Origin of the sequence: Azospirillum sp. B2RO_4 (genome assembly GCF_051124815.1) — a bacterium.
In the GTDB taxonomy this organism is placed as follows: Bacteria; Pseudomonadota; Alphaproteobacteria; order Azospirillales; family Azospirillaceae; genus Azospirillum.
In genome coordinates, this window is the sequence record NZ_CP118485.1 from 1,419,588 (window position 1) to 1,443,018 (window position 23,431).

At 66.3% G+C, this 23,431-nt stretch carries 25 protein-coding genes; 15 read left to right on the plus strand and 10 right to left on the minus strand.

Going from position 1 to position 23,431, the window contains the following annotated elements; translation table 11 throughout:
- The first annotated feature begins 12 nt into the window (after nt 1–12).
- The 3 genes from PWS46_RS06765 to PWS46_RS06775 are packed head-to-tail and all read left to right on the plus strand — an operon-like array spanning nt 13 to nt 2,739.
- The gene (locus PWS46_RS06765) at nt 13–993 is read left to right on the plus strand and encodes an ABC transporter substrate-binding protein (RefSeq protein ID WP_434619771.1); all 981 of its coding nucleotides are present in this window, start codon (nt 13–15) and stop codon (nt 991–993) included.
- 43 nt (nt 994–1,036) lie between these two features.
- Nucleotides 1,037–1,945, plus strand: coding sequence for an ABC transporter permease (locus PWS46_RS06770; protein WP_109075400.1), 909 nt, complete (start codon nt 1,037–1,039; stop codon nt 1,943–1,945).
- Nucleotides 1,942–2,739 carry an ABC transporter ATP-binding protein gene (locus PWS46_RS06775; protein ID WP_434619774.1) on the plus strand — a complete coding sequence of 266 codons (798 nt, stop codon included), beginning with the start codon at nt 1,942–1,944 and terminating at the stop codon, nt 2,737–2,739. The genes PWS46_RS06770 and PWS46_RS06775 overlap by 4 nt, the downstream gene beginning before the upstream one ends.
- Here PWS46_RS06775 and PWS46_RS06780 read toward each other — a convergent pair.
- The 6 genes from PWS46_RS06780 to PWS46_RS06805 form a co-directional block, all read right to left on the minus strand.
- Nucleotides 2,736–4,532 carry a monovalent cation:proton antiporter-2 (CPA2) family protein gene (locus PWS46_RS06780; RefSeq protein ID WP_434619777.1) on the minus strand — a complete coding sequence of 599 codons (1,797 nt, stop codon included), beginning with the start codon at nt 4,530–4,532 and terminating at the stop codon, nt 2,736–2,738. The two genes, PWS46_RS06775 and PWS46_RS06780, sit on opposite strands and share 4 nt — an antisense overlap.
- Nucleotides 4,533–4,637: 105 nt before the next feature.
- On the minus strand, nt 4,638–5,483 hold the full coding sequence (locus PWS46_RS06785; RefSeq protein ID WP_434619780.1) for an FTR1 family iron permease: 846 nt from the start codon (nt 5,481–5,483) through the stop codon (nt 4,638–4,640).
- 37 nt (nt 5,484–5,520) lie between these two features.
- Nucleotides 5,521–5,868, minus strand: a complete 348-nt coding sequence (locus PWS46_RS06790; RefSeq protein WP_434619783.1) for a cupredoxin domain-containing protein — start codon at nt 5,866–5,868, stop codon at nt 5,521–5,523.
- A gap of 176 nt (nt 5,869–6,044) precedes the next feature.
- Nucleotides 6,045–6,470 (minus strand): GFA family protein, encoded by a 426-nt coding sequence (locus tag PWS46_RS06795; protein ID WP_434619786.1) that lies wholly within the window; start codon nt 6,468–6,470, stop codon nt 6,045–6,047.
- A complete protein-coding gene (locus tag PWS46_RS06800) occupies nt 6,467–6,916 on the minus strand; it encodes a GFA family protein (protein ID WP_434619789.1) in 450 nt (149 codons plus the stop codon). The genes PWS46_RS06795 and PWS46_RS06800 overlap by 4 nt, the downstream gene beginning before the upstream one ends.
- 3 nt (nt 6,917–6,919) lie before the next feature.
- The gene (locus tag PWS46_RS06805; protein WP_434619792.1) at nt 6,920–7,159 is read right to left on the minus strand and encodes a DUF1127 domain-containing protein; all 240 of its coding nucleotides are present in this window, start codon (nt 7,157–7,159) and stop codon (nt 6,920–6,922) included.
- Nucleotides 7,160–7,330: 171 nt separating this feature from the next.
- On the opposite strand from PWS46_RS06805, the gene PWS46_RS06810 reads away from it, so the two are divergent.
- From PWS46_RS06810 to PWS46_RS06835, 6 genes are all read left to right on the plus strand, one after another.
- Nucleotides 7,331–8,218, plus strand: a complete 888-nt coding sequence (locus tag PWS46_RS06810; protein ID WP_434619795.1) for a transcriptional regulator GcvA — start codon at nt 7,331–7,333, stop codon at nt 8,216–8,218.
- Between the two features lie 57 nt (nt 8,219–8,275).
- Complete coding sequence (locus tag PWS46_RS06815; RefSeq protein WP_434619798.1) at nt 8,276–9,253, plus strand: aspartate carbamoyltransferase catalytic subunit; 978 nt, start codon at nt 8,276–8,278, stop codon at nt 9,251–9,253.
- Nucleotides 9,250–10,557, plus strand: coding sequence for a dihydroorotase (locus PWS46_RS06820; protein ID WP_434619801.1), 1,308 nt, complete (start codon nt 9,250–9,252; stop codon nt 10,555–10,557). The genes PWS46_RS06815 and PWS46_RS06820 overlap by 4 nt, the downstream gene beginning before the upstream one ends.
- Nucleotides 10,558–10,561: 4 nt before the next feature.
- Nucleotides 10,562–11,161 carry a glycerol-3-phosphate 1-O-acyltransferase PlsY gene (gene plsY, locus PWS46_RS06825; RefSeq protein WP_434619804.1) on the plus strand — a complete coding sequence of 200 codons (600 nt, stop codon included), beginning with the start codon at nt 10,562–10,564 and terminating at the stop codon, nt 11,159–11,161.
- 253 nt (nt 11,162–11,414) lie between these two features.
- Complete coding sequence (locus tag PWS46_RS06830) at nt 11,415–13,367, plus strand: acetoacetate--CoA ligase (protein ID WP_434619807.1); 1,953 nt, start codon at nt 11,415–11,417, stop codon at nt 13,365–13,367.
- 1 nt (nt 13,368) lies between these two features.
- Nucleotides 13,369–13,827: a hypothetical protein gene (locus PWS46_RS06835; protein ID WP_434619810.1), complete on the plus strand. Its 459-nt coding sequence runs from the start codon at nt 13,369–13,371 to the stop codon at nt 13,825–13,827.
- Between the two features lie 52 nt (nt 13,828–13,879).
- Here the strand turns inward: PWS46_RS06835 and PWS46_RS06840 are convergent, their stop codons facing one another.
- Nucleotides 13,880–14,872 (minus strand): TerC family protein, encoded by a 993-nt coding sequence (locus PWS46_RS06840; protein WP_434619921.1) that lies wholly within the window; start codon nt 14,870–14,872, stop codon nt 13,880–13,882.
- Nucleotides 14,873–15,307: 435 nt separating this feature from the next.
- Here PWS46_RS06840 and PWS46_RS06845 point away from each other — a divergent pair, with 435 nt between their 5' ends.
- From PWS46_RS06845 to PWS46_RS06860, 4 genes are all read left to right on the plus strand, one after another.
- Complete coding sequence (locus tag PWS46_RS06845) at nt 15,308–15,583, plus strand: HU family DNA-binding protein (RefSeq protein WP_012974184.1); 276 nt, start codon at nt 15,308–15,310, stop codon at nt 15,581–15,583.
- Between the two features lie 35 nt (nt 15,584–15,618).
- Nucleotides 15,619–16,029, plus strand: coding sequence for a MucR family transcriptional regulator (locus PWS46_RS06850; protein WP_085089493.1), 411 nt, complete (start codon nt 15,619–15,621; stop codon nt 16,027–16,029).
- A gap of 726 nt (nt 16,030–16,755) precedes the next feature.
- Nucleotides 16,756–17,646 carry an RNA polymerase sigma factor RpoH gene (gene rpoH / locus PWS46_RS06855; RefSeq protein WP_085089494.1) on the plus strand — a complete coding sequence of 297 codons (891 nt, stop codon included), beginning with the start codon at nt 16,756–16,758 and terminating at the stop codon, nt 17,644–17,646.
- Between the two features lie 356 nt (nt 17,647–18,002).
- Nucleotides 18,003–19,349, plus strand: a complete 1,347-nt coding sequence (locus tag PWS46_RS06860; RefSeq protein ID WP_434619815.1) for a protoglobin domain-containing protein — start codon at nt 18,003–18,005, stop codon at nt 19,347–19,349.
- Between the two features lie 99 nt (nt 19,350–19,448).
- Here the strand turns inward: PWS46_RS06860 and PWS46_RS06865 are convergent, their stop codons facing one another.
- Nucleotides 19,449–19,619 (minus strand): hypothetical protein, encoded by a 171-nt coding sequence (locus PWS46_RS06865; RefSeq protein WP_158282444.1) that lies wholly within the window; start codon nt 19,617–19,619, stop codon nt 19,449–19,451.
- A gap of 390 nt (nt 19,620–20,009) precedes the next feature.
- Between PWS46_RS06865 and PWS46_RS06870 the strand changes: the two genes are divergently transcribed.
- Nucleotides 20,010–20,651 carry a GNAT family N-acetyltransferase gene (locus PWS46_RS06870; RefSeq protein ID WP_434619819.1) on the plus strand — a complete coding sequence of 214 codons (642 nt, stop codon included), beginning with the start codon at nt 20,010–20,012 and terminating at the stop codon, nt 20,649–20,651.
- 3 nt (nt 20,652–20,654) lie between these two features.
- Here PWS46_RS06870 and PWS46_RS06875 read toward each other — a convergent pair whose 3' ends face one another.
- Nucleotides 20,655–21,143 carry a hypothetical protein gene (locus tag PWS46_RS06875; protein WP_434619822.1) on the minus strand — a complete coding sequence of 163 codons (489 nt, stop codon included), beginning with the start codon at nt 21,141–21,143 and terminating at the stop codon, nt 20,655–20,657.
- A 229-nt stretch (nt 21,144–21,372) separates the two neighbouring features.
- Between PWS46_RS06875 and PWS46_RS06880 the strand changes: the two genes are divergently transcribed.
- A complete protein-coding gene (locus tag PWS46_RS06880) occupies nt 21,373–22,500 on the plus strand; it encodes an alpha/beta hydrolase (protein ID WP_434619825.1) in 1,128 nt (375 codons plus the stop codon).
- A 41-nt stretch (nt 22,501–22,541) separates the two neighbouring features.
- On the opposite strand, the gene PWS46_RS06885 is transcribed toward PWS46_RS06880, so the two are convergent.
- Nucleotides 22,542–23,399 carry an alpha/beta fold hydrolase gene (locus PWS46_RS06885; RefSeq protein WP_434619924.1) on the minus strand — a complete coding sequence of 286 codons (858 nt, stop codon included), beginning with the start codon at nt 23,397–23,399 and terminating at the stop codon, nt 22,542–22,544.
- Nucleotides 23,400–23,431: the final 32 nt, after the last annotated feature.

Genomic DNA, 23,431 nt, shown 5'->3' on the forward strand with positions numbered 1-23,431 from the left:
GGAGACCCAGCCATGTCCGTCACCCGTCTGTTGTGCGCTGCCGCGGCCCTCGCCGCCTTCGTCGGTCCGTTCGCCGCCCCGGTATCGGCGATGGCGCAGACCAAGACCGTCGCCATCACCGCCATCGTCCAGCACCCGGCGCTCGACGCGACCCGCGACGGCGTGGTGGAGGCGCTGAAGGACGCCGGCTATGTCCAGGGACAGAACCTGAAGGTCGAATACCAGAGCGCGCAGGGCAACCCGGCCACCGCCGCCCAGATCGCCCGCCAGTTCGCCGGTTCCCGCCCCGACGTGATCGTCCCGATCTCCACCCCGTCGGCCCAGGCGGTGGCGGCGGCGACCCGCGACATTCCGGTGGTCTTCACCGCGGTGACCGATCCGGTGTCGGCCCAGCTGGTGAAGTCGATGGACAAGCCCGGCGCCAACATCACCGGCCTGTCCGACATGGCCCCGGTCGGTGAGCATGTCGCCCTGATCCGCGAGATCCTGCCGCAGGCCAAGCGAATCGGCGTGCTCTACAACCCCGGCGAGCCGAACTCCATCGTGCTGGTCAAGGCGTTGAAGGACGAGGCCGCCAAGGCCGGCCTGACCGTGGTCGAGGCCTCCGTGCCGAAATCGTCGGACGCCCAGCAGGCGGTGCGCAGCCTCGTCGGCAAGGCCGATGCCGTCTACATCCCGCTCGACAACACCGTCGTCTCGGCGCTGGAAAGCGTGATCTCCGTCGGCCAGCAGGCCAAGCTGCCGATCTTCTCCGCCGACACCGACAGCGTCGCCCGCGGCACCGTCGCCTCGATCGGCTTCAACTATTTCCAGGTCGGCAAGCAGACCGGCGCCATCGTCGCCCGCGTCCTGAAGGGCGAGAAGCCCGGCGACATCCCGGTTGCGCTCGCCAAGGGCACCGACCTGTACGTCAACCCGAAGTCCGCCGCCGCCATGGGCGTCACCCTGCCCGACGCGGTGGTGAAGCGCGCGACGAAGGTGGTCGGGCAGTAAGGCGCCAGCCCGCTAATGCCTGCATCCGAACAAAAGCACCGCAATGACTGAAATCGCCCTCTTCGGCGCCATCGAGATCGGCCTCGTCTATGCGCTGGTCGCCATCGGCGTCTATCTGTCCTTCCGCATCCTGGACTTCCCCGACCTGACGGTGGACGGAAGCTTTCCGCTGGGGGCGGCCGTCTGCGCGGTGCTCTTGATCGCCGGGGTCAATCCCTGGCTCGCCAGCCTCGCCGCCGCGCTTGCGGGTGCCGCGGCCGGTCTGGTGACGGCGACGCTGAACGTGCGCTTCAAGATCCTGCATCTGCTCGCCAGCATCCTGACCATGATCGCGCTGTTCTCCGTCAACCTGCGGGTCATGGGCCGTCCCAACGTGGCGCTGCTGATGCAGGACACGGTGCTGACGCCCTTCTATGGGCTCGGGATTCCGGACCACATCGTCCGGCCGCTGGTGGTCGGCGTCATCGTCGCGGTCGTCGTTCTGCTGCTCGCCCGCTTCCTGTCCAGCGAGTTCGGGCTGGCGATGCGGGCGACCGGCGTCAACGCGCGGATGGCGCGGGCGCAGGGCGTCGACACCGACGCCCATGTCTATGCCGGCATCGCCCTGTCCAACGCCCTGACCGGTCTGGCCGGCGCCCTGTTCGCCCAGACCAACGGCTTTGCCGACGTCACCACCGGAATCGGCACCATCGTGGTCGGGCTGGCCGCCGTCATCGTCGGCGAGACGGTGCTGCCCGCCCGCGCCCTGGCTCTCGCGCTGGTCGGCTGCGTCGCCGGCTCGATCCTCTATCGCCTTGCGGTGCAATTGGCGCTGTCGGCCGACTCCATCGGCCTGCAGGCCTCCGACCTCAATCTGGTAACCGCGGTGCTGGTCGCCGTCGCCCTGATCCTGCCGCGCCTGAAGGCCAAGGCCTCGCGCAGCGTCTCCCGCAGCCCGAGTGCCGCCAAATGATCGTCGTCGAGGACATCCACGTCACCTTCGGCCGCGGCACGCCGCTGGAAAAGCACGCGCTGCGCGGAGTCGACCTCACCATCCCGGAAGGAGAGTTCGTCACCGTCATCGGCTCCAACGGCGCCGGCAAGTCGACCTTCCTCGGCTCGCTGGCCGGCGACGTGCTGGCGGAGCACGGGCGCATCTCCATCGACGGCACCGACGTTACCCGCTGGGACACCCCGCGCCGTGCCGGTCTGGTCGCCCGCGTCTTCCAGGACCCGATGGCCGGCAGTTGCGCCGCCCTGACCATCGAGGAGAATATGGCGCTGGCTGCCGCCCGCGGTCGCCGCCGCGGTCTCGGGCTGGCGTTGGGCAGCGACCGCCGCAGGAATTTCCGCGACCGCATCGCCGCGCTCGGCCTGGGGCTGGAGAACCGTCTGCACGACCGCATGGGCCTGCTGTCCGGCGGGCAGCGTCAGGCGGTCAGCCTGCTGATGGCTACGCTCGCCGGCTCCAAGATCCTGCTGCTGGACGAGCACACCGCGGCACTCGACCCCGCCACCGCCGATTTCGTGCTGGACCTGACCCGCCGCATCGTCCGCGACAACCGCCTGACCACGCTGATGGTCACCCATTCGATGCGGCAGGCGCTGGACTATGGCGACCGCACGCTGATGCTGCACGAGGGTCGCGTCGTCCTCGACGTGGCGGGCGAGGAGCGCGCCGGTCTGGACGTGCCGCACCTGCTGGCGCTGTTCGCCAAGCAGCGCGGCGGGGTGGAGATCAGCGACGACAGCCTGCTGATCGGTTAGGCCTCGGCCTTCGCCCTGGCTTCACCCTCCCGATCCGCCTCGAACAGCGACTGAAGCTCGTCGGCGGCATCGCGGGAGGTCTGGATCAGCTTGATCTCGTCATTGTGGACGGCATGCTGGCGGACCAGCGTGCGCTCGTCATGGGCGCGGAAGGTGTCGAGCGTCCGCGTCACCTCACCTTCCGCCAGCCCCATCTCGCGCAGCACGTCGCCGGTCATGCGGATGCTGGAATCGAAGGTCTCGCGCACGATGTGGGTCACGCCGCGGTCCATCAGATGATGGACATGGCGACGGTTGCGGGCGCGGGCGAAGATGGTCAGGTTGGGGAAATGGCGCGTCGCCATCTCCACCACCCGCAGCGACTGCTCCATATCCTCCAGCGCCACCACCAGAATCTTCGCCTTCTCGGCCCCGGCGGCACGCAGAAGCTCCACGCGGGTCGGGTCGCCGTAATAGGCCTTGCTGCCGAACTTGCGGACAAAATCGACCTGGGCTGCGCTCTGCTCCAGCGCGGTGAAGGGAATGCCGCGCACCCGCAGCACCCGGCCGACCACCTGCCCCACCCGGCCGAAGCCGCAGATGATGACCGGCGGGTTGTCGTCGGGCGGGGTATCGAAGGGACGCTTGGGCTTCCCCGCCATCAGGCGCGGCGCGAACCAGCGCTCCTCCGCCGCGAACAGGAACGGCGTCGCCAGCATCGACAGGGTGACCACCAGCATCGCAGCCGACGCCTGTTCGCCGGCCATCACGCCGCCGCCGACCGCCAGCCCGAACAGCACGAAACCGAACTCGCCGCCCTGGCTCAGCACCGTCGCCATCCGCGTCGCCCCGGCCCACGGCACCCCGGCGATGCGGGCCAGAACCAGCATCACCAGCGCCTTCACCACCAGCAGCGCCACCGCAAGGCCGAGGAAACGGACGGGATGTGCCATCAGGGTGGGAATGTCGGCCCCCATGCCGACCGACACGAAGAACAGCCCGAGCAGCAAGCCCTCGAAGGGTTCGATATCGGCCTGCACCTCGTGCCGGTATTCCGAATCCGACAGCAGGACGCCGGCCATGAAGGCGCCCAGCGACATCGACAGCCCGGCCTCCTGGATCAGCACGGCGGTGCCGATCACGATCAGCAGGGCGGTGGCGGTGAAAATCTCGGGCGCGCCGGCCCGGTCGACGGCGTGGAAGATCGGCCGCAGCAGATAGCGCCCGCCGATCAGCACCACGACCACGGCAACCGCCGCCTTGGCGACGGACAGCCACGCGCCGTCCGCCTGCGGCACGCTGCCGGTGCCCAGCAGCGGCAGCAGCGCCACCGCGGGAATGATCGCGAGGTCCTGGAACAGCAGAACGGAAAAGGCGTTGCGCCCGGATTGGTTGGCGAGCAGCCCGCGCTCCGCCATCATCGGCAGCGCCATGGCGGTGGAGGACAGGGCGAAGCCGAAGCCCAGCACGACGGCCGTCGGCCAAGCCAGCCCCAGGCCCCAGCCGCACAGCGCAGTGATTGCGGCGCCGGTGACGGCCACCTGGGCACCGCCCAATCCCAGCACCGATTTCCGCATGACCCACAGACGGGCGGGCCTCAGCTCCAGCCCGATCAGGAACAGCAGCATGACGACGCCGAGTTCCGACGCGTGGGCGATCGCCCCCACATTGGTGACCAGCCCGAGCCCGGCCGGACCCACCGCCAGCCCGGCGGCGAGATAGCCGAGCGGCGCACCGAACCCGAATCTTTTTGCCACCGGCACGGCGACCACCATCGCCGCCAGCAGCACAACCAACGTCACAAGCTCCGCCATGTCCCCCGCCGCCGCTCGACTGTCGCGGGGGCACTATGGCGCGATTTGGACGGCCGATGCCAGACGCTTAACCGTCAGCCCGGCCATACACCCAGATGCTATTGATTATTCGGCCGCGGAGGCCACGCGCGAGTTGTTCGACGGCGGCGCCCCGCTGGCGGCCCAGCGGGTCAGCAGAAGGATGCCGACAACCACGCCGACATAGGCGATCAGCTGCGCCTCCGTCGGACGGTCGGTGTAACCGACCAGCACATGCAGCGCCTGCCCGACGAGGCTGTTGTCGCGCAGGACATCCGAGGTGTCCCACAGCACGGTGCCGCCCGACATCAGGATGCCGCCCTGCGCCAGGAAATTGACCGCCGTGGCGGCCATGCCGGCGGCCAGCAGGGTCAGCAGCCACGTGGTGGTGGCGAACAGGTGCCGCGTCGGGATCTGCAGAAGCCCGGCATAGAGCAGGACCGAGACCAGCGCGCCCAGCGCCATGCCGCCCAGCCCGCCGGTGGCCACGGTGGCGATGCCGCCCTCCTCCGACGCCAGGATGCCGGTCAGGAACAGCACGACCTCCGACCCCTCGCGCAGCACGGCGACGCCGATGACGATGGCCAGCGCCGCCAGCGACTTCTCCCCGCTCTGCACCGCACGGCCGACCGCCTTCATGTCGCGCGCCAGTTCGCGGCCATGCTGTGCCATCCAGGCATTGTGCCAGGCCAGCATGACGACGGCGATCAGCAGGACGGTGGCGTTGAACATCTCCTGCCCGGTATCGGCGAACAGCGAGCTGATGCCGTCGGCGAAGGCGGCGACGATGCAGGACCCGACGATACCGCCGACGATGCCGAGCGAAATCCACCGGCCGCGCCCGGGCACTCCCTGGGTCGCGGCCAGCACGATACCGACGATGAGGCCCGCTTCGAGGACCTCGCGAAAGACGATGATCAGACTGGCGAGCATGGTCGTCTCCGGTACTGGGCGGTCTGCTGGGACAACGTCACTCGGCGATCACGACGCCTTGCGCCGTCGCTTCGTGGAATTCGCCGAAGAAGGGATAGCGCCCCGGCTTCAGCGGACCGACCATGACCTTGATCTGCTTGCGGCCGCCGACGATCTTCTCAACCTTCATCTCGCCGCTTTCGAACTCTTCCGACGTGGCGTCCTGGTTGTCGACCAGCAGGGTCACCCGCTTGTTCGCCGGAATCTTGACCTCCGCCGGCTCGAACTTGTGATCCTTGATGACGATGGTCACCGTATCGGCGGCCTGCGCCGGGACGGCATGGATCAGGGCGGCACCGGACAGGACAATGCCGAAGGCGGCGGAAAGCAGGGAGACACGACGCATTCGCGGAAAACCTCAGGGGCTGGTGGGCCATTGCTTGTGAAAATCATTCTCACTCAAGCCCCCCACGGTCAAATGAAAAGGCACCCGCAGGCTCCGCAACGCACCTGCGACGGAATCGCGCACCCCGCCGGGTTGCCGCCGATTCGAAAGCTCCCACCCCCTGGATCCCTGCCGCGCTACTCCTGCTCGGACGAGCCGGGAAACTGCTCAAGCCCATCGGTGATTTCATAGTAGTCGGCCTTACCGGCCATATAGCCATGGCGGAGGGTCGTCAGCCCGGTCGGCTGGTCCAGGCTGCCGGCGGCGATCTCGATCTCGGCCTTGCCGTCGCCTTTCCAGAACAGGGACGACCCGCAGCGCCCGCAGAATCCCCGCTCCGCGATGTCGGAGGAGCGATACCAGGACAGCGTTCCGTCGGCGTCGAAGGTGACGGTGTCGCGCGGAACCGTGACATAGGCGCCGATGTGGCCGTGGAAACGAAGGCACTGGCCGCAATGGCAGGTCACGACCCCATCCGGCCGTTCCGCCAGCAGGAAGCGCACACCGCCACACAGGCAACCTCCCGCCAATACCCGCTCCCGCCCCGTCATGCCTTCGGTCATTCCATCACCTCTCCCGTGCTGGTCCGGCGTTCGACGCCGTCGTCGCCGATGTCGTAATAGGTGCCCTTGTGATCGACGAAGATATGCCGCTCCACCCGCAGCCCCGACGCATCGTCCAGGCTTCCGGCGGTCACAGTGATCCGGGGTTCCGCGCCGGACTGGTCCAGCGCCTCCCAGAACAGCCCGGCACCGCAACGCGCGCAGAAGCCGCGCCGTGCCCGCTCGGAAGAGGCGTACCACGTCAGCGTGTCGTCGGTGAGCAGACGCAACGTCGAACGCGGCAGACCGGTGTAGGCGCCGACATGGCTGTGCTGGCGCCTGCACTGGGAACAGTGGCAGAAGGAGATCGGCTCCGGTCGGGTGTCGATGGCATAACGGACACCGCCGCACAGGCAACCGCCGGTCCAGACCCGCTCTCCTTCCCCACTCGTCTTCAGGCCGTCCATCGCTCAGCCCCGCCAGAACGGCTTTTCGGCCTCATAATCCGCGTCGGCGCGCGAGATGCCGATGTCGGACAGCAGATGGTCGGGCAGAGCCTCCAGCGCACGGCGCTGCCGGCGGCGCTCGTTCCAGGTCGCAAGGCGGTCGAACAGCGCCACCAGACGCTCGCCCACCCCCGCACCGGCCTGGGCCGGCTTGCGGACGAACAGTTCTGCGCTGGAAATCGAAGAGTGCGTTCCCTTTGCCATGATCCGGTTCCCTCCGGTGAATGGGGAGCGGGGCCTCGGCCTCGGCGCTCCGGTTGTCAGATCGCTTGTGACACTGAGGATGGTACAGAGACCGCTTGCCGACAAACGACGCTTTCTCATAGAATCGATTAGCTCAGCTAATCCGAATCCAGCCTCCGGTCAGCCCCCGCCATGTCCCGCCGCCTGCCTCCATTGAACGCACTTCGCGCCTTCGAAGCCGCCGCACGCCATCTTTCCTTCACAAAAGCCGCGGACGAGCTGCATGTGACGCAGGCCGCCGTCAGTCACCAGATCAAGGCGCTGGAGGAGTGGCTCGGATTACCGCTGTTTCGCCGAATGAACCGGGCTCTGGCGCTGACCGAGGCCGGGCAGAACTATCTGCCGCCGGTGCGCGAGGCGATGGACACACTGTCACAGGCGACCGATCGCCTGATCCGCGCCGACAGCAGCGGCACGCTGACCATCTCCACCATGCCCAGCTTCGCTTCGAAATGGCTGGTGCCGAGGCTGGTGCGTTTTCAGAAGCGTCATCCGGAGATGGATGTGCGGGTTCACAGCACGTCACAGGTGGTGGACTTCGCCCGCCACGACGTCGATCTGGCGATCCGCTTCGGCAATGGCCTGTGGCCGGATCTGCGGGTCGAACGGCTGCTGACCGAAGACATCTTCCCGGTCGGCCACCCTTCGCTGCTGTCCGGCGACCGGCCGCTGGTGAACCCGGAGGATTTGCGGCACCACACGCTTCTGCACGACGACTACAACATCTCCTGGGCGGTGTGGTGTCGGACGGCGGGGATCGAGGGAGTGGACACCGACCGCGGCCTGCGATTCGACGATTCGTCCTTCACCCTGCAGGCGGCGATCAACGGCCACGGCATCGCGCTGGCCCGCGGCGTGCTGGTGGCCGACGACATCGCGGCCGGACGGCTGGTCCGCCTGTTCGACGTGCGGCTGCCGGGAAGCCTCGCCTACTATGTCGTGGCCCCGCAGCATTACTTTTCCCGGCCCAAGGTGAAGGCCTTCCACGACTGGTTGTTCGAAGAGGCGGAAGCGGTCTGAAAAGCGCCGAATTGAGCGGCTTGCGGGCGTAACGGACCGCTCCTATAGTCCGCGCCCATGAGCGCGAACCCGTCCCCCGACACGGTCTTCCCGCACCGCCATCTCCTCGGAATCGAGGGGCTGCGGGCCGGCGAGATCACCCAGATCCTCGACCTTGCCGATAGCTATGTCGAGCAGAACCGCCGCCCCGTGAAGAAGTCCAACCTGTTGGACGGCCGCACGCAGGTGAACCTGTTCTTCGAGAACTCCACCCGCACCCGCACCAGCTTCGAGCTGGCCGGAAAGCGGCTGGGGGCCGACGTCATCAACATGTCGACCGACAGCAGTTCGGTGAAGAAGGGCGAGACCCTGATCGACACGGCGATGACGCTGAACGCCATGCACCTGGACGCGCTGGTGGTGCGCCACGCCGATTCGGGCGCAGTGAAGCTGCTGGCCGACAAGGTCAACTGCTCGGTCATCAACGCCGGCGACGGCCACCACGAACACCCGACCCAGGCCCTGCTCGACGCGCTGGCGATCCGCCGCCGCCTTGGCCGGCTGGATGGGCTGATCGTGGCGATCTGCGGCGACATCCTGCACAGCCGCGTCGCGCGCTCCAACATCCACCTGCTGAACGCCATGGGCGCCCGGGTGCGCTGCGTGGCGCCGCCGACCCTGCTGCCCTCGCAGATCGAACGGCTGGGCGTCGAAGTCCACCATTCGATGAAGTCCGGCCTGCGCGACGCCGACGTGGTGATGATGCTGCGCCTGCAGACCGAGCGGATGAGCGGCCAATATGTCCCCTCGACCCGCGAATACTTCTACTTCTACGGCCTCGATTACGAGAAGCTGGAGGTGGCGAAGCCCGACGCCGTCATCATGCATCCGGGGCCGATGAACCGTGGCGTCGAGATCGACTCGGAAGTCGCCGACGACCTCAAGCGCTCGATGATCCTCGATCAGGTGGAGCTTGGCGTGGCCGTGCGCATGGCCGTGCTCGACCTGCTGACCCGTGAACGCCGCCAGTCCGACCTTGCGGGAGCCGTCCGATGAGTGCCCCGACGAACCCCCGTACCGTCTACCGCAACGCCCGCCTGCTCGACCCGGCGACGGGCCTGGACCAGCGCGGCGACCTGCTGATCGACGGCGAGACCATCGCCGATTTCGGCGCCGGCCTGTTCAACGACTCCACGCCAGAGGGTGCGGAGGTCATCGACCTCGCCGGCCAGTGCCTCGCCCCCGGCCTCGTCGACATGCGCGTGCTGATCGGCGAACCCGGCGAGGAAGAGAAGGACACGATCAAGAGCGCGTCCCGCGCCGCGGCGGCCGGCGGCATCACCGCCATGGCGCTGCTGCCCAACACCGACCCGGTGCTGGACGAGGTCGCCGGGCTGGAGTTCATCGCGCGGCGCGCCCGCGAGGTGAAGCTGGTCAAGGTGTTCGCCTACGCTTCCGCCACCCGCGGCACCGAAGGCAACGAGATCACCGAGATGGGCCTGCTGGGCCAAGCTGGCGCGGTCGCCTTCACCGACGGGATCAAGGCGATCACCAGCGCCAAGACGATGCGCCGGGCGCTCAGCTACGCCAAGACCTTCGGAAAGCTGATCGTCCAGCACCCGGAAGAGCCGTCGCTGGCATCCGGCGGCATGATGAATTCGGGCGAGATCGCCACCCGTCTCGGCCTCGTCGGCATCCCGCGCGAAGCCGAGATCATCATGGTCGAGCGCGACCTGCGTCTGGCCGAGTTGACCGGCGGCCGGCTGCATTTCGCCCATATCAGCACCGGTGAGTCGGTCGACCTGATCCGCCGCGCCAAGGCGCGCGGGCTGAAGGTGACCTGCGACACCGCTCCGCACTATTTCGCCCTGACAGAGACCGACGTCGGCGACTACCGCACCTATGCCAAGGTCTCCCCGCCTCTGCGTGGCGAGATGGATCGGCGCGCCATCGTCGAGGGTCTGGCCGACGGCACCATCGACGCCATCGCCTCCGACCATGTGCCGCAGGACCAGGACCAGAAGCGCCTTCCCTTCGCCCAGGCCGCCCCCGGCGTGATCGGACTGGAGACGCTGTTCCCGCTGACCCTGGAACTGGTGCATAAGGGCAAGATGCCGCTGCTGAAGGCGCTGGCCTGCGTCACCGCCAACCCGGCGGCGATCCTCGATCTGCCGCTCGGCCGCATCGTCAAGGGCGGGCCGGCCGATCTGGTCGTCTTCGATCCCGACGTACCGTGGCAGATCGACGTCAGCCGCTTCAAGTCGAAGTCGAAGAACTCGCCTTTCGAAAACCGCCCGGTCCAGGGCCGGCCGCTGCGCACCATCGTCGACGGCCGCACCGTCTGGCGGGCGGAGGACTGATCCGGTGCCGATCCTCCTGTTCGCCGCCCTGCTGGGCTACCTGCTGGGCTCGATCCCCTTCGGGCTGGTGCTGACCCGGATGGCCGGTCTGGGCGACATCCGCCAGATCGGCTCCGGCAACATCGGCGCCACCAACGTGCTGCGCACCGGCAACAAGCCGCTGGCGCTGGCAACCCTGCTGCTCGACAGCGGCAAAGGCGCCATCGCCGCGTTGCTGGCGCAGTGGCTGGCCGGACCGGAAGCGGCGGTGCTGGCCGCCGGCGGCGCCATGCTGGGGCACAGCTTCCCGGTCTGGCTCGGCTTCAAGGGTGGCAAGGGCGTCGCGACTGCGCTGGGCGTTCTGCTGGCGGTGTCCTGGCCGGTCGGGCTGCTGGCCTGCCTGACCTGGCTGGTGATGGCGGCGCTGTTCCGCATCTCTTCGCTGTCGGCGCTGACGGCACTGGGCATCAGCCCGCTGACCGGCTGGTATTTCGGCGGGCCGCTGGTCGGCGGCCTCTGCCTGTTCATCGCGGCATTGGTCTTCATCCGCCACGAGGCGAACATCCGGCGCCTGCTGAAAGGCGAGGAGCCGAAGATCGGCTCCGGCAAGAAGAAGGCCGCCTGAGCAGGCGGATCGAAGACACAGATCGACAGGGCGGGAGGGAAACTTCCCGCCTTTTTCGTTTGCAGTCCTCTGATTTCGTTGGCATTCCCATGCCCTTGGGCCTGCCCGCCCTATCCCATTTCGTCCACCCGGACAAAGACAACCGGGGCGGCCATGCGCTATGCTGCACGGCAATCCGGGGCACGAACAAGCAACCCGGCAGGTGAGCCGGCGACTGGCGCCGGCGGACAACGAGACGCTGAGGGAACCGAGAATGCACACTCCGCTGTGGAGCCCGAGTGAGGAGCGCATCGCGCAGGCCAACCTGACCGCTTTCCGCGAGGCGGCGAATGCGCGATTCGGACTGCGGCTGGACGATTACGACGCGCTCTACAACTGGTCGATCGCGGAGAAGGAGCGGTTCTGGCGCTTCCTATGGGAATGGGCCGGACTGACCGGCGACCTTGGCAACGTCGACCTGCTGGACGGCGACAAGATGCCGGGCGCGCGCTGGTTCCCCGAAGCCCGCCTCAGCTATGCCGAGAATTTGCTGGCCGGCGCGCCGGACGACAACGCCGTCATCTTCTGGGGCGAGGACAAGGTCAAGTACCGCTGGAGCGGGGCGGAGTTGAAGGCCACCGTCTCCCGCCTGCAACAGGCGCTGAAGGCAAAGGGCGTCGGCAAGGGCGACCGCGTCGCCGCCATCATGCCGAACATGCCGGAAACGCTGGCGGCGATGATCGCCACCACCAGCCTGGGCGCGGTTTGGTCCTCCTGCTCACCCGACTTCGGTATCCAGGGCATCACAGACCGCTTCGGCCAGATCGAACCGAAGGTGGTCTTCGCCCCCGACGCCTACTGGTACAACGGCAAGAGCCACGACGTCCGCGCCAAGGTGGCGGAAGTCCTGAAGGACCTGCCGACCGTCGTCGCCACCGTCATCATTCCCTATGTCGACAAGGCGCCCGACCTTTCGATGATTCCCGGCGCCGTCGGCTTCAACGAGTTCATGGCGCCCCACCCGGCGGCCGAGCCGACCTTCGAGCAGGTCGCCTTCGACCACCCGCTGTTCATCCTCTATTCCTCCGGCACCACCGGAAAGCCGAAATGCATCGTCCACGGCACCGGCGGCACCATCCTTCAGCATGTGAAGGAGCACCGGCTGCATTGCGACCTGAAGCCCGGCGACCGGCTGTTCTACTTCACCACCTGCGGCTGGATGATGTGGAACTGGCTGGTGACCGGGCTGGCCAGCGGCACGACGCTGGTCCTCTATGACGGCTCGCCCTTCGCGCCCACCGGCAACATCCTGTTCGACTATGCCGATGCGGAGCGGATCACGCTGTTCGGCACCTCGGCCAAGTTCATCCAGTCGCTGGAGAAATCGGGACTGGAGCCGATGAAGACCCATTCGCTGGCAAGCGTCCGCGCCCTGGCTTCCACCGGCTCGCCGCTGATGCCGGAGAATTTCGAGTTCGTCTATCGCTCGATCAAGCAGGACATCCACCTTGCCTCGATCAGCGGCGGCACCGACATCATGTCCTGCTTCGTGCTGGGCAACCCGATCTCCCCGGTTTGGAAGGGCGAGATCCAGACGCGCGGCCTCGGCATGGCGGTGGAGGCGTTCGACGACAACGGCCACGCCGTGCGCGGCGAGAAGGGCGAACTGGTCTGCACTCGCCCCTTCCCCAGCATGCCCATCGGTTTCTGGGCCGATCCGGACGGGTCGAAATACCGCTCCGCCTATTTCGACCGCTTCCCCAATGTCTGGGTCCACGGCGATTTCATCGAGCAGACCGAGCATGGCGGCTGGGTGATCTACGGCCGGTCTGATGCGGTGCTGAACCCCGGCGGCGTGCGCATCGGCACGGCGGAGATCTACCGCCAGGTCGAACAGTTGCCGGAGATCATGGAGGCTGTCTGCATCGGCCAGGAATGGGACGGCGACGTCCGCGTCGTGCTGTTCGTCGTCCTGCGCGAGGGACTGAAGCTGGACGAGGCGCTGGCCACCACCATCCGCAAGCGGATCAAGGACAATTGCTCCCCCCGCCATGTCCCGGCGAAGATCGTCCAGGTCACCGACATCCCGCGCACCCGCTCCGGCAAGATCACCGAGCTGGCGGTGCGCGACGCCGTCCATGGCCGTCCGATCAAGAACACGGAGGCGCTGTCCAACCCGCAGGCGCTCGACGAGTTCCGCGAGCGGACGGAACTGAGCGGGGCGTAAGGTGCCATCGCCGCTGTTCCTCGACCTCGACGGCGTGCTTGCCGATTTCGACCGCGGCGTCGTCGCGGTCACCGGCAAGCGGCCGGAACAGTTGCCAATGAAGGAGATGTGGCGGGCCTTGTCCCGCCACTCCGACTTCTTCGGCACGCTGGACTTCATGCATGACGCGCAGGAGCTTTGGGCTTTCTGTGCGCCGCACCGGCCGACCATCCTAACCGGCCTGCCGCTGGGCAGCTGGGCGCCGGAGCAGAAGAAGCGGTGGGTTGCCCACATGCTGGGGGCCGAGGTGCCGGTCATCACCTGCATGGCCCGCGACAAGGCCCGCTACGCCAGTCCCGGCGCCATCCTGGTCGATGACCGCGAGAAGGCCCGCGAACCGTGGGAGGCGGCCGGTGGCCGATTCATCCTCCACCGCAACGCAGCGGAGAGCATTGCCGAATTGGCGAGGCTGGGATTCTGAGCATGACAAGGGGCGGCACTCGCGCGCCGCCCCCCCATTTCAACCGAACTGTTTACTCGGCAGCCGCGGTCTTGGCCTCGCGGCTGGTCTTCCACAGCGACACCACCACGCCGCCGCCGATCAGGGCGAAGGTGACGCCCAGCGCGATCAGCGGGTCGGGCTTGCCGAAAAATTGCGTGTAGAAGATCTTGCCGCCGATGAACACCAGAACCAGAGCCAGAGCGTATTTCAGGTAGCGGAAGCGGTGAACCATCGCAGCCAGGGCAAAGTACAGGGCGCGCAGGCCCAGGATGGCGAAGATGTTGCTGGTGTAGACCAGATACGGATCGGTGGTGATGGCGAAGATCGCCGGCACACTGTCCACCGCGAAGACCAGATCGGCCAGTTCCACCATGATCAGCGCCAGCAGCAGCGGCGTCGCCGTCCAGCGCATGACACCGCTGTCGCCCACCGGCTGTTTGACAATGAAGTGATGACCATGGAAGCGATCGGTCACACGGATGTGGCGCTTCAGGAACCGCAGCGCCGCATTATCGCCGATGTTGGTTTCCTCGTCCGTGGCGAACAGCATCTTGATGCCGGTCAACAGCAGGAAGGCACCGAAGACGTAGAGGATCCAGTGGAATTCCGACACCAGAGCGGCGCCGGCGCCGATCATCAGGCCGCGCAGCACGATGACGCCAAGGATGCCCCAGAACAGCACTCGGTGCTGCAATTCGCGGGGCACGGCGAAATAGCTGAAGATCAGCGATATGACGAAGACATTGTCCAGTGACAGGCTCTTCTCGACGAAGAAGCCCGTGTAGTACTGCAACCCGGCCTCGCCACCCATCGACCACCAGACCCAGCCACCGAACAGCAAGGCGACCGCGATGTAGAAGGCGGAGAGCTTCAGGCTTTCACCGACGCCGATGACGTGGTCGCGCCGGTTGAGGACACCCAAGTCCAGAACCAGAAGCGTCAGGACGATCCCAACGAAAACGAGCCAAATCCAAACCGGTTTTCCCAGAAATTCCAGGAAAATCGTTGCAAACAAACCATCCATCGCAAAACCCACTTGATGACGCTGCGTGAGCGGTGAGATCAAGCGGTTCCGACATCACGACCGACGCCTCGGCCGTCAGAGGGGCCCGGACCCGAACTTCCTCGCAGATGGTGTCGCCGCGCCGCAGATCAAGATGGCGGCAAACAGCGACGAGACGGCGAAAGCAAAAACTCCGCACCGCATCTTCCGCTGGCCTTTGCGAGTCGCGCCACGGGCAGTGTCGGATTGCCATACGCACTGCAGAAAACTGCGGCCAAAGGGTCGGAACCGGCATCGGGACTCGGCTCTTGATGCAATGCCGCCACAGATGGCGAAGAAATGACCGGCAAGAAAAACACCGATGGTTGCCCAATCTGTGTTCGCTCTTGTGCGGATGGTGCCGTTCTGCCAATAACTCCGAAAAACCGAAACCAAACCGAACAAATGGAGTTTTGCATGAACCAGGCCGAGCTGATCGAAACCGTCGCCACCAACGCCGGCATCAAGAAGGCCGACGCGGCCAAGGTCGTTCAGGCTGTGTTCGAGGGCATCTCCGGCGCGCTGGGTCGCGGCGAAGATGTGCGGCTGGCCGGTTTCGGCATCTTCGAGGTGGCCGAGCGCGCCGCCCGTGAAGGCCGCAACCCGCGCACCGGCGAAGTCGTGGCGATTGCCGCCTCCAAGGCTCCGAAGTTCAAGCCGGCCAAGCAGCTGCGCGATCTGGTGAACGGCTGATTCGCCCGCAACCACGTCCCAGGGGGAGCGCAGCCATGTCCATCGATCAAACCGAACTGCAATCGCTGACCGCCAGGGTCGTCGCCGCCTATGTCGGCAACAACTCGGTGCCGGTTCAGGATCTGCCCACGCTGATCAACAGCGTCCAGGCGGCCTTCCGCAATCTGGGCGACGACAAGCCGGCCCCGGCCAAGGCCGAACTGGTCCCGGCAGTCGCGATCAAGAAGTCGGTCACGCCGGAATTCATCGTCTGCCTTGAAGACGGGAAGAAGCTGAAGATGCTGAAGCGGCATCTGAAGACCGTCTATGACATGACGCCGGACGAATATCGCGCCAAGTGGGGACTGCCGCCGGAATACCCGATGGTGGCCCCGAATTACGCCAAGGCGCGTTCGGAAATGGCGACCAAGCTCGGGCTTGGCCGCAAGCGTGCGGCGGCCGAATAACGGCTCACGCCCACCGCTTTTGCGAAAGGCGCGTCCCAGGGGGCGCGCCTTTTTCTTTCTTCGCGACCTCCCGCCGCTCCGCCCGAGGAGCCGTCACGTGGGCTACCCCGTTCCCGCTCGCCGGCCTATGACCAATGTTCAGGTAGCGAAGCGCCTCGGCCTTCCCATCTAGGGTTCCGGTAGGGTTCATGGCCCACAGCGGGTCCTATCACCTTTCTCGCCGCAGAGGCACAGTCGCCTCTCGCTATGCCTGTCGACCGGTGGCCCACCTGCCGCCGATCCACTTAGCAGCTGCGGCATGACGGTGGCATATCAAGGGCGTCCTGCCCGGAACGATGCCGGCCGATTGGAAGGGTGACACCCGCCCGAAAGGCACCTCGCCGAAGGTCTTGGGTCATAGGATTGCCTCCTCCCCCAGACTGCCGGTGCGGGTGGAAGAAGAGCTTGGGTATACGCCGAAAAACACCCGGAACACGCCCTTTACAGGGTTGATCCGCCGCATTTCCGCGGCCACATTAACATTGTCGAAAGGAAGCAGTTCCTTGAGACACCGGGCAAAAGACGAACCCCACAACAAACCAAAACCAGCCAGAGCCGAAGCGGCGGACGATATTCCTGCGTCCGCCGATGGACAATCGCCTCTAAGGCGACCCCGCCATGGGCCCCGACACGGGCCGGCCTTCGAAAACCGGCCGTCCCAGGAAGCGTTGGAGAGGAGGCATTCGCGTGCTGAAGAAACTGCTGACCGGTGAAAACGCCAGCCTGACCCGCTACATCGAGGAGTCCAAGCGCTTCCCCATCCTTGCGCCGGACGTCGAACGCGACCTCGCGATCGCTTGGCGGGAGCGTGGAAGTCCGCAGGCCCTTGAACAGCTCGTGGGCAGCCATCTCCGCCTCGTCATCAAGATCGCCCGCGGCTTCGGCGGCTACGGCCTGCCGCTGGTCGATCTGGTCGCCGAAGGCAATGTCGGCCTGATGCAGGCGGCCCAGAAATTCGATCCGCAACGCGGCTTCCGCTTCGCCACTTACGCCACCTGGTGGATCCGCGCCGCGATCCAGGAATACATTCTGCACAGCTGGTCGCTGGTGAAAATGGGCACGACCGCCGCGCAGAAGAAGCTGTTCTTCAACCTGCGCCGCTTGAAGAGCCAGATGGCCGAACTGGAACAGGGCGACCTGTCGCCGGAAACCGTGGCCACCATCGCCGCCGAACTGGACGTGCCGGAGACCGAGGTGGTGGAGATGAACCGCCGTCTGGCCGCCAACGACAGCTCGCTCGACGCCACCCTGTCGACCGATGGCGAGACCAACTGGCTCGAACTGCTGGCCGACGACCGCCCCACCCAGGACACCATGCTGGCCGACGCCGACGAACTGGCGCTGCGCCGTCGGCTGGTCGGGCAGGCGCTGGATCGGTTGGATGCGCGTGAACGCCGCATCCTGTTCGAACGCCGCCTGAAGGACGATCCATCCACGCTGGAAGCGCTCAGCCAGCAGTTTTCGGTGTCACGCGAACGGGTCCGCCAGATCGAGGTGCGGGCCTTCGAAAAGCTGCAGAAGGCGGTGCTCAGCGCCGCGCAGGCCCTGCGCCGGCCGGCCACACCGATGGTGGCCTGACCGATCCGATTGCCCCGTCAGGCGGACGCGATGCCGGACGGGGAATATGCGGAGCCGGCCATTCGGCCGGCCGCCGCATCGTTGCCGCGGGCAGTCCGCCCGCCAGTTGCCTCCAGACCTATCACCTTCAAGCCGGCGGCGCCCTTGGCCCGCCGGCATTTTCTTGCGTGGACGGGCTGTTGCAGGGTCTCCAACGGTTGTCACATGTTTCGTTTGTTGCTGCCTTTGGATGTTGTGCGACAAAGTGACCGGTTCAAAGATGCGAATGCTTGCGCATGATGTGCGGCTCGCGGGAAAGATTGCATTTTCTCCAATACTTAGTACGCTAGTCATATCTCAAATGGGAGAGGGGCTCCATGTCGCACGCTGCCCAGACTCAATCGATCATCGACCGGATCACCTTCCTGCGCATCGACGAGGCGACGAAGGCGACGCTGCGGGAGTTCCAGCCCTATCTGGCGCAGCGCATCGATCAGATTCTCGAGGAATTCTACGGCTATCTCCGGTCGGTGCCGCAGGTGGCACCGATGCTGGTCAATCCCGCGGTGACCGGCCGCGCACGCGAGCTGCAGAAGCAGCACTGGCTGCGCAACGTCTTCACCGGCACCTTCGACGAGGCCTATGTCAGCCAGGTCCTGAAGATCGGGCAGACACACCAGCGCATCGGGCTCGAACCGCGCTGGTATACCGGCGCCTACTGCTTCACCCTGAACAAGCTGATCGAGCTGGCCGCCCAGATCCACCGCAAGAAGCCGGAAAAGCTGTCACAGCTGCTCCAGGCCATCAACAAGGCGGTATTCCTGGACATGGACCTCGCCACCTCGGTCTATATCGACCTCAACACCGCCGCGATCATCGCGCGCGAGCTGGGCAGCACGGCCGACAGCTTCGAACGCGAGGTGAAGGGCGTGGTCCAGGCAGTGGCGAGCGCAGCCCAACAGTTGCAGGGTACCGCCCAGGCGATGAGCCGCACCGCCGAAACGACGAGCGAGCAGTCGACCCAGGTTGCCGCCGCCGCGGAAGAGGCGTCCGTCAACATCCAGACCGTTGCCGCGGCGGCGGAGGAGCTGACCGCCTCCATCGGCGAGATCAGCCATCAGGTGACACAGTCGGCCGCCATCGCCAATGCCGCGATGACGGAAGCCGAACGGACCAACGCGACGGTACAGGGGCTCGCCGACGCCGCCAGCCGAATCGGCCAGGTGGTTAAGCTCATCCACGACATCGCCAGCCAGACCAACCTGCTGGCGTTGAACGCCACCATCGAGGCGGCGCGCGCCGGCGAAGCCGGCAAGGGCTTCGCGGTCGTGGCCAGCGAGGTGAAGAGCCTTGCCAACCAGACCGCCAAGGCGACGGAAGAGATCAACTCGCAGATCGGGGCCGTCCAGGGTGCGACGCAGGAGGCGGTCGGCGCCATCCGCTCCATCTCCGGCACCATCGCGCGAATCAATGAGATCTCCACCTCCATCGCCACCGCCATGGAGGAACAGGGTGCCGCCACGACCGAGATCGCCCGCAATGTCCAGCAGGCCTCGATCGGCACCCGCGAGGTCAGCGAGACCATCGTCGCCGTGAACGCCTCCGCCAACAATGCCGGCGAAGAGGCCCGTGAGGTGCTGGAGGCGACCAACGAGCTGTCTCGCCAGTCCAACACCCTGCGGACGGAGGTGGAACGTTTCCTTGCCCGCGTCCGCGCCGGCTGATCTCATCCGCAGGTCTGACAACGAAAAAGGCGCGTTCCACGGAACGCGCCTTTTTCATATGGATGCGTTGAGCCATCCAATCCGCCTTCGTAGGGCGGCTTACGGCATCGTGCGAACAACCAGATCGCTGACCGGAATATTCTCGGCCTGAGCGGCGCGGCGAACATCATCGGCGCTGCGCCAATGGCTGCGACCGCCGAGGCTGGTGAGAACACCGCCCCGCATCGCGACGAACAGACCCGTGCGCCCCAGATTGACAATTCTCATCATGATTTTACCCCCGCCCAGTCTCGTGCATTTTAGCGAATTTATTTAGATTTTTTCTTTGATAGAGAATATCTCTCTGCTCAAAAGAAGTATCAGCACATGTCACCCCGCGTCAATAAGACTTCCGTCATTCAACCCCATGACGAGTTCATAGGTCACTCTTCATCCGAAAGCCTCAACCTTCATCCCGCCACTGTCCTGTACCAACTTGTATTTGTTTTATCCGAAAATTTTAGATAGTTTTGCCGCATCCGTGGGATGGCTCCGCCTGTCCAAAAGCCTTATCCCGACAGCACCACGTGGGAACGACCGCGTGCCGTGTAGGGTTGTCACCGAAAGCCGCTGTCCAATCGACGGCATGCAGCGGGGAAGAACCTGCGAGGCATCGGCATCATGGCAACTGCACACCGCCGCACCGACTCTTACGGTACGGCCAACAACCACGGTCTTGGCGCGGAGCCGGGAGAGAACGGCGGCAAGGGCACCATCCTTGCTCTGCCGCTGACAATCCGTCCGGCAAGGCTGGAGGACTTGCCAACCCTGGAGTGGTATGGCCTGCACACACCCCATCGCGAGATCATCGCGGGCGCCTTCCGTCTGCAGGAACGGGGCGACGGCTCCATGCTGTTGGCCGATGTCAACGGCTTTCCCGCCGGTCAAATCTGCATCGACTTCCTGCGCAAGCGGCCGAGTGGCCGCGCCACGCTATGGGCTCTGCGGGTGTTCCAGCCGTTCCGCGGGCTGGGCATCGGCGGCCGGCTGGTGCGGGCGGCCGAACAGGTCGTGATGCAGCGCGCAGTCCCCTATGCCGAATTGGGCGTCGACCGGGACAACGCCGGCGTCCTGCCCTTTTATGAGCGGCTGGGATACGAGCATTGTGGCCGGGAACGCGGCCAGTTCCTCTACCACACGCCCGAAGGACGGCTGGTCCGGGTCGCCATCGACCAATGGCTTCTGCACAAGCGGCTGGATGGCGCCGAGCCCGCCTCCGCAGGTGCCGACAACGGTCGTTGCCTGCGGCTGGCGGGAGACTGACCGCTATTCCGCCGCCAGCGCCGCGCCGGCAGGAAGGGGCACCAGCCGGGCCGCCCGCCTGCGCGGCAGAAAGATGCGGGCGCCATCCAGAATGTTGCCCAGTTCGCCCATCGCATCGACCGCCATGCACAGCGCCACGGGCGGAAGCCAGCGATCGAACAGTTGCGCCGCCACCTCCGCATCGCCGCTCTGGACCGCGGCCAGGGAATCCAGCAGAGCCGCCTCGTCGGCGCTGATGCGGCTGCAGGCCGGGCAGCGGATCTCCGGTTTGCGTGCACCCGCCACCGCGAAGGTGCCGAGCAGCGCGAAGAGCGGCAGCAGCGCGGTGTTCGGAACGCCGGCCACATTCAGTCCGATGCGCATCGACGCCATCGCCCCGGCGGTGCCGGCACGGAACCACTGGCGGACGCCGGTCAACAGCGCCCGTTCGGCCGTCGTCAGGTCCATCACAGTCCAGGGCGACGGCCGCCCTTCTTCCATCGTCCCGCACATGCCGCAGTTCCTTCATCCGGTTGCAGGACCATCCTAGCGCTTCTCTTCCCTAATTGCGAGTCATTCTTATTTGCGCTTTTTCCTGTGACAAAAATCGGGTGCCCCTGACAGCGGGAACGCCGGAAAGGTCGCGTTAACGAACCGCGGCAATCCTGAACCGACTCGCAGTACAGGGGGATCGGTGGGGATGATTCGGACACTACGGGGAGCTGTTCTCGGACTGGTCGCGGTGATCGGAATTGCTGTTGCGGCGGGCTTGACGGTGGCCCATCCGGCGGCGGCCCAGATCGTTCTGAAATCCGCCTATGGGGAAACGTCGCTGATCGGGCCGGCCAAGGCGCGCGGCGCGGTGGTGTGGAGCCACGGCCGTTCGGTGGACTCCGAGGATTCGGAGGCGCCCACCCCGCTCTACATGAAGGCGCTGCGCGATGCCGGCTGGGACGTGTACCGGCTGGACCGCATGCGCGTCAGCGACACGCTGCCCAACAGCTCCCGTGCGCTCGCCGGCTATTCGGAAGCGCTGAAGGCCAAGGGTTATCGCCGGGTCGCACTGACCGGGCAATCCTTCGGCGCCTTCATCTCCCTGATTGCCGCCGGACAGACCAACGCCATCGACGCCGTCATCGCCACCGCCCCCGCCGCCTTCGGCAACTTCACCGAGGCCTTCGACAGCTACCGCGAGAACGCCGCCCAGCTCTGGCCGATCCTGCGCGAGGTACGCCGGGCGCGGGTGATGATGTTCTTCTTCCACGGCGACGACTTCGATCCGGGCGGGCGCGCAGAGCCGGCCCGCAACATCCTGTCCCAGCGCGGGCTGAGCAGCCTGATCGTCGACCAGCCGTCGCTGCTGACCGGCCATGGCGCTGCCAACACCGGCCTGTTCGTCCGCCGCTTCGGCGCCTGCATCGTCCGCTTCGCCGAGGAGCCGCCGACCCCGAACGATCCGCCGTGCGACGAATCCTGGGGCCGCAGCCCCAGCGCTGAACTGCTGCAGGCCGCTCTGCCCGCCAACGCCGCGGGCTCCGCCAAGGGCAACGACGCCATGGCATCGCTCCGCCCCTACATGGGCATGTGGTACGGCAGCTACATCAATGGGCGCGAGGTCGCATTGTCGGTGGAAAAGGCGGAAGGCGACGCCGTCTATGCCGATTACGTGTTGGGCGCCGGCATGGAAGCGGACCAGCCGTTCGAGCGGGTGCGACGTAAAGGCCGGATCGAGAATGGCGAACTGGTCTTCGACGAAAAGGGCCGCAACATCCTGCGCTACCGCCTGCGTCCCGACGGCCGCGTTGCCGCCAGCTGGCTGGACAAGGACGGCCACGGCCGGCTCGACACCGTGCTGCGCCGGGTGAACTGACGTCCGGGGCGGAGGGCGCTCAGCCCACCGCCCTCTCCTCCTCAGCCCTCTGCCAGGAAATTGCGGACGATAGAGATCTGCTCGTCCGTCATCAGCGACGGGGCGTGGCCGGTGTTGGGGAATTCCACCACCCGCACAAGACCGGACGCCCCCGGCCCGCGCGCCGCCATCCGCTCCGACGTCTCGGCGCTCAACAGGTCCGAATCCGCGCCGCGCAGGACCAGCACCGGGCAGCGCACGCGGTCCCACAACGCCCACAGATCGACGTCGGCGACGGGTGCGGTCTTGAACGCCTCGCCGATGGCGGGATCATAGGCAAGACGGAACCGGCCATCGGGCAGCGGGCGGGCGCTGTGCTCCGCCATATGGCGCCAGCACTCGTCACTGATCGTGCCGAAGCCCATCAGGACGAAACGCAAATAGGATTCCAGCGCCGGCAGATCCTCGAACACCGGGTCTTTGCCGACATAATCGGCGATCCTCTGCAATCCGGCCTGGGCGATGAAGGGTCCGACATCGTTGATGACCATGCGGCGGATCGGACTGTTGGCCTGCGCAGCCAACGTCATGCCGATCAGCCCGCCCATCGAGGTGCCGACCCAATCGACCGTCTCCACCCCCATGCGGGCGATCAGCGCCACCATGTCGGCACAATATTGCGGATAGCCGTAAAGTGCCGGCACCGGCAGCCAGTCGCTGCGCCCGCGTCCGACCACGTCCGGGCAGGCGACGCGCCAGCCATCGGCCAGCGCCAGCGCCAACCGGTCGAAGTCGCGGCCGTTGCGGGTCAGCCCATGAACACAGACTGCCGTCCGCGCAGCATCGTCGCGGCCCCACTGGGTATAGGCGATCTTGTGGAACCCAGCGGCGCTGAGGCCAAGGAGGCTGCGTTCGGACATCGGCACGGGCGGGCACTCCTTTTCGGGGGACG

Excerpts from the sequence above, each read along its gene's own strand:
- PWS46_RS06765 (WP_434619771.1), top strand. The coding sequence starts at position 13 with ATGTCCGTCACCCGTCTGTTGTGCGCTGCCGCGGCCCTCGCCGCCTTC.
- PWS46_RS06770 (WP_109075400.1), top strand. The coding sequence starts at position 1,037 with ATGACTGAAATCGCCCTCTTCGGCGCCATCGAGATCGGCCTCGTCTAT.
- PWS46_RS06775 (WP_434619774.1), top strand. The coding sequence starts at position 1,942 with ATGATCGTCGTCGAGGACATCCACGTCACCTTCGGCCGCGGCACGCCG.
- PWS46_RS06780 (WP_434619777.1), bottom strand. The coding sequence starts at position 4,532 with ATGGCGGAGCTTGTGACGTTGGTTGTGCTGCTGGCGGCGATGGTGGTC.
- PWS46_RS06785 (WP_434619780.1), bottom strand. The coding sequence starts at position 5,483 with ATGCTCGCCAGTCTGATCATCGTCTTTCGCGAGGTCCTCGAAGCGGGC.
- PWS46_RS06790 (WP_434619783.1), bottom strand. The coding sequence starts at position 5,868 with ATGCGTCGTGTCTCCCTGCTTTCCGCCGCCTTCGGCATTGTCCTGTCC.
- PWS46_RS06795 (WP_434619786.1), bottom strand. The coding sequence starts at position 6,470 with ATGACCGAAGGCATGACGGGGCGGGAGCGGGTATTGGCGGGAGGTTGC.
- PWS46_RS06800 (WP_434619789.1), bottom strand. The coding sequence starts at position 6,916 with ATGGACGGCCTGAAGACGAGTGGGGAAGGAGAGCGGGTCTGGACCGGC.
- PWS46_RS06805 (WP_434619792.1), bottom strand. The coding sequence starts at position 7,159 with ATGGCAAAGGGAACGCACTCTTCGATTTCCAGCGCAGAACTGTTCGTC.
- PWS46_RS06810 (WP_434619795.1), top strand. The coding sequence starts at position 7,331 with ATGTCCCGCCGCCTGCCTCCATTGAACGCACTTCGCGCCTTCGAAGCC.
- PWS46_RS06815 (WP_434619798.1), top strand. The coding sequence starts at position 8,276 with ATGAGCGCGAACCCGTCCCCCGACACGGTCTTCCCGCACCGCCATCTC.
- PWS46_RS06820 (WP_434619801.1), top strand. The coding sequence starts at position 9,250 with ATGAGTGCCCCGACGAACCCCCGTACCGTCTACCGCAACGCCCGCCTG.
- PWS46_RS06830 (WP_434619807.1), top strand. The coding sequence starts at position 11,415 with ATGCACACTCCGCTGTGGAGCCCGAGTGAGGAGCGCATCGCGCAGGCC.
- PWS46_RS06840 (WP_434619921.1), bottom strand. The coding sequence starts at position 14,872 with ATGGATGGTTTGTTTGCAACGATTTTCCTGGAATTTCTGGGAAAACCG.
- PWS46_RS06845 (WP_012974184.1), top strand. The coding sequence starts at position 15,308 with ATGAACCAGGCCGAGCTGATCGAAACCGTCGCCACCAACGCCGGCATC.
- PWS46_RS06850 (WP_085089493.1), top strand. The coding sequence starts at position 15,619 with ATGTCCATCGATCAAACCGAACTGCAATCGCTGACCGCCAGGGTCGTC.
- PWS46_RS06860 (WP_434619815.1), top strand. The coding sequence starts at position 18,003 with ATGTCGCACGCTGCCCAGACTCAATCGATCATCGACCGGATCACCTTC.
- PWS46_RS06865 (WP_158282444.1), bottom strand. The coding sequence starts at position 19,619 with ATGATGAGAATTGTCAATCTGGGGCGCACGGGTCTGTTCGTCGCGATG.
- PWS46_RS06870 (WP_434619819.1), top strand. The coding sequence starts at position 20,010 with ATGGCAACTGCACACCGCCGCACCGACTCTTACGGTACGGCCAACAAC.
- PWS46_RS06875 (WP_434619822.1), bottom strand. The coding sequence starts at position 21,143 with ATGTGCGGGACGATGGAAGAAGGGCGGCCGTCGCCCTGGACTGTGATG.
- PWS46_RS06885 (WP_434619924.1), bottom strand. The coding sequence starts at position 23,399 with ATGTCCGAACGCAGCCTCCTTGGCCTCAGCGCCGCTGGGTTCCACAAG.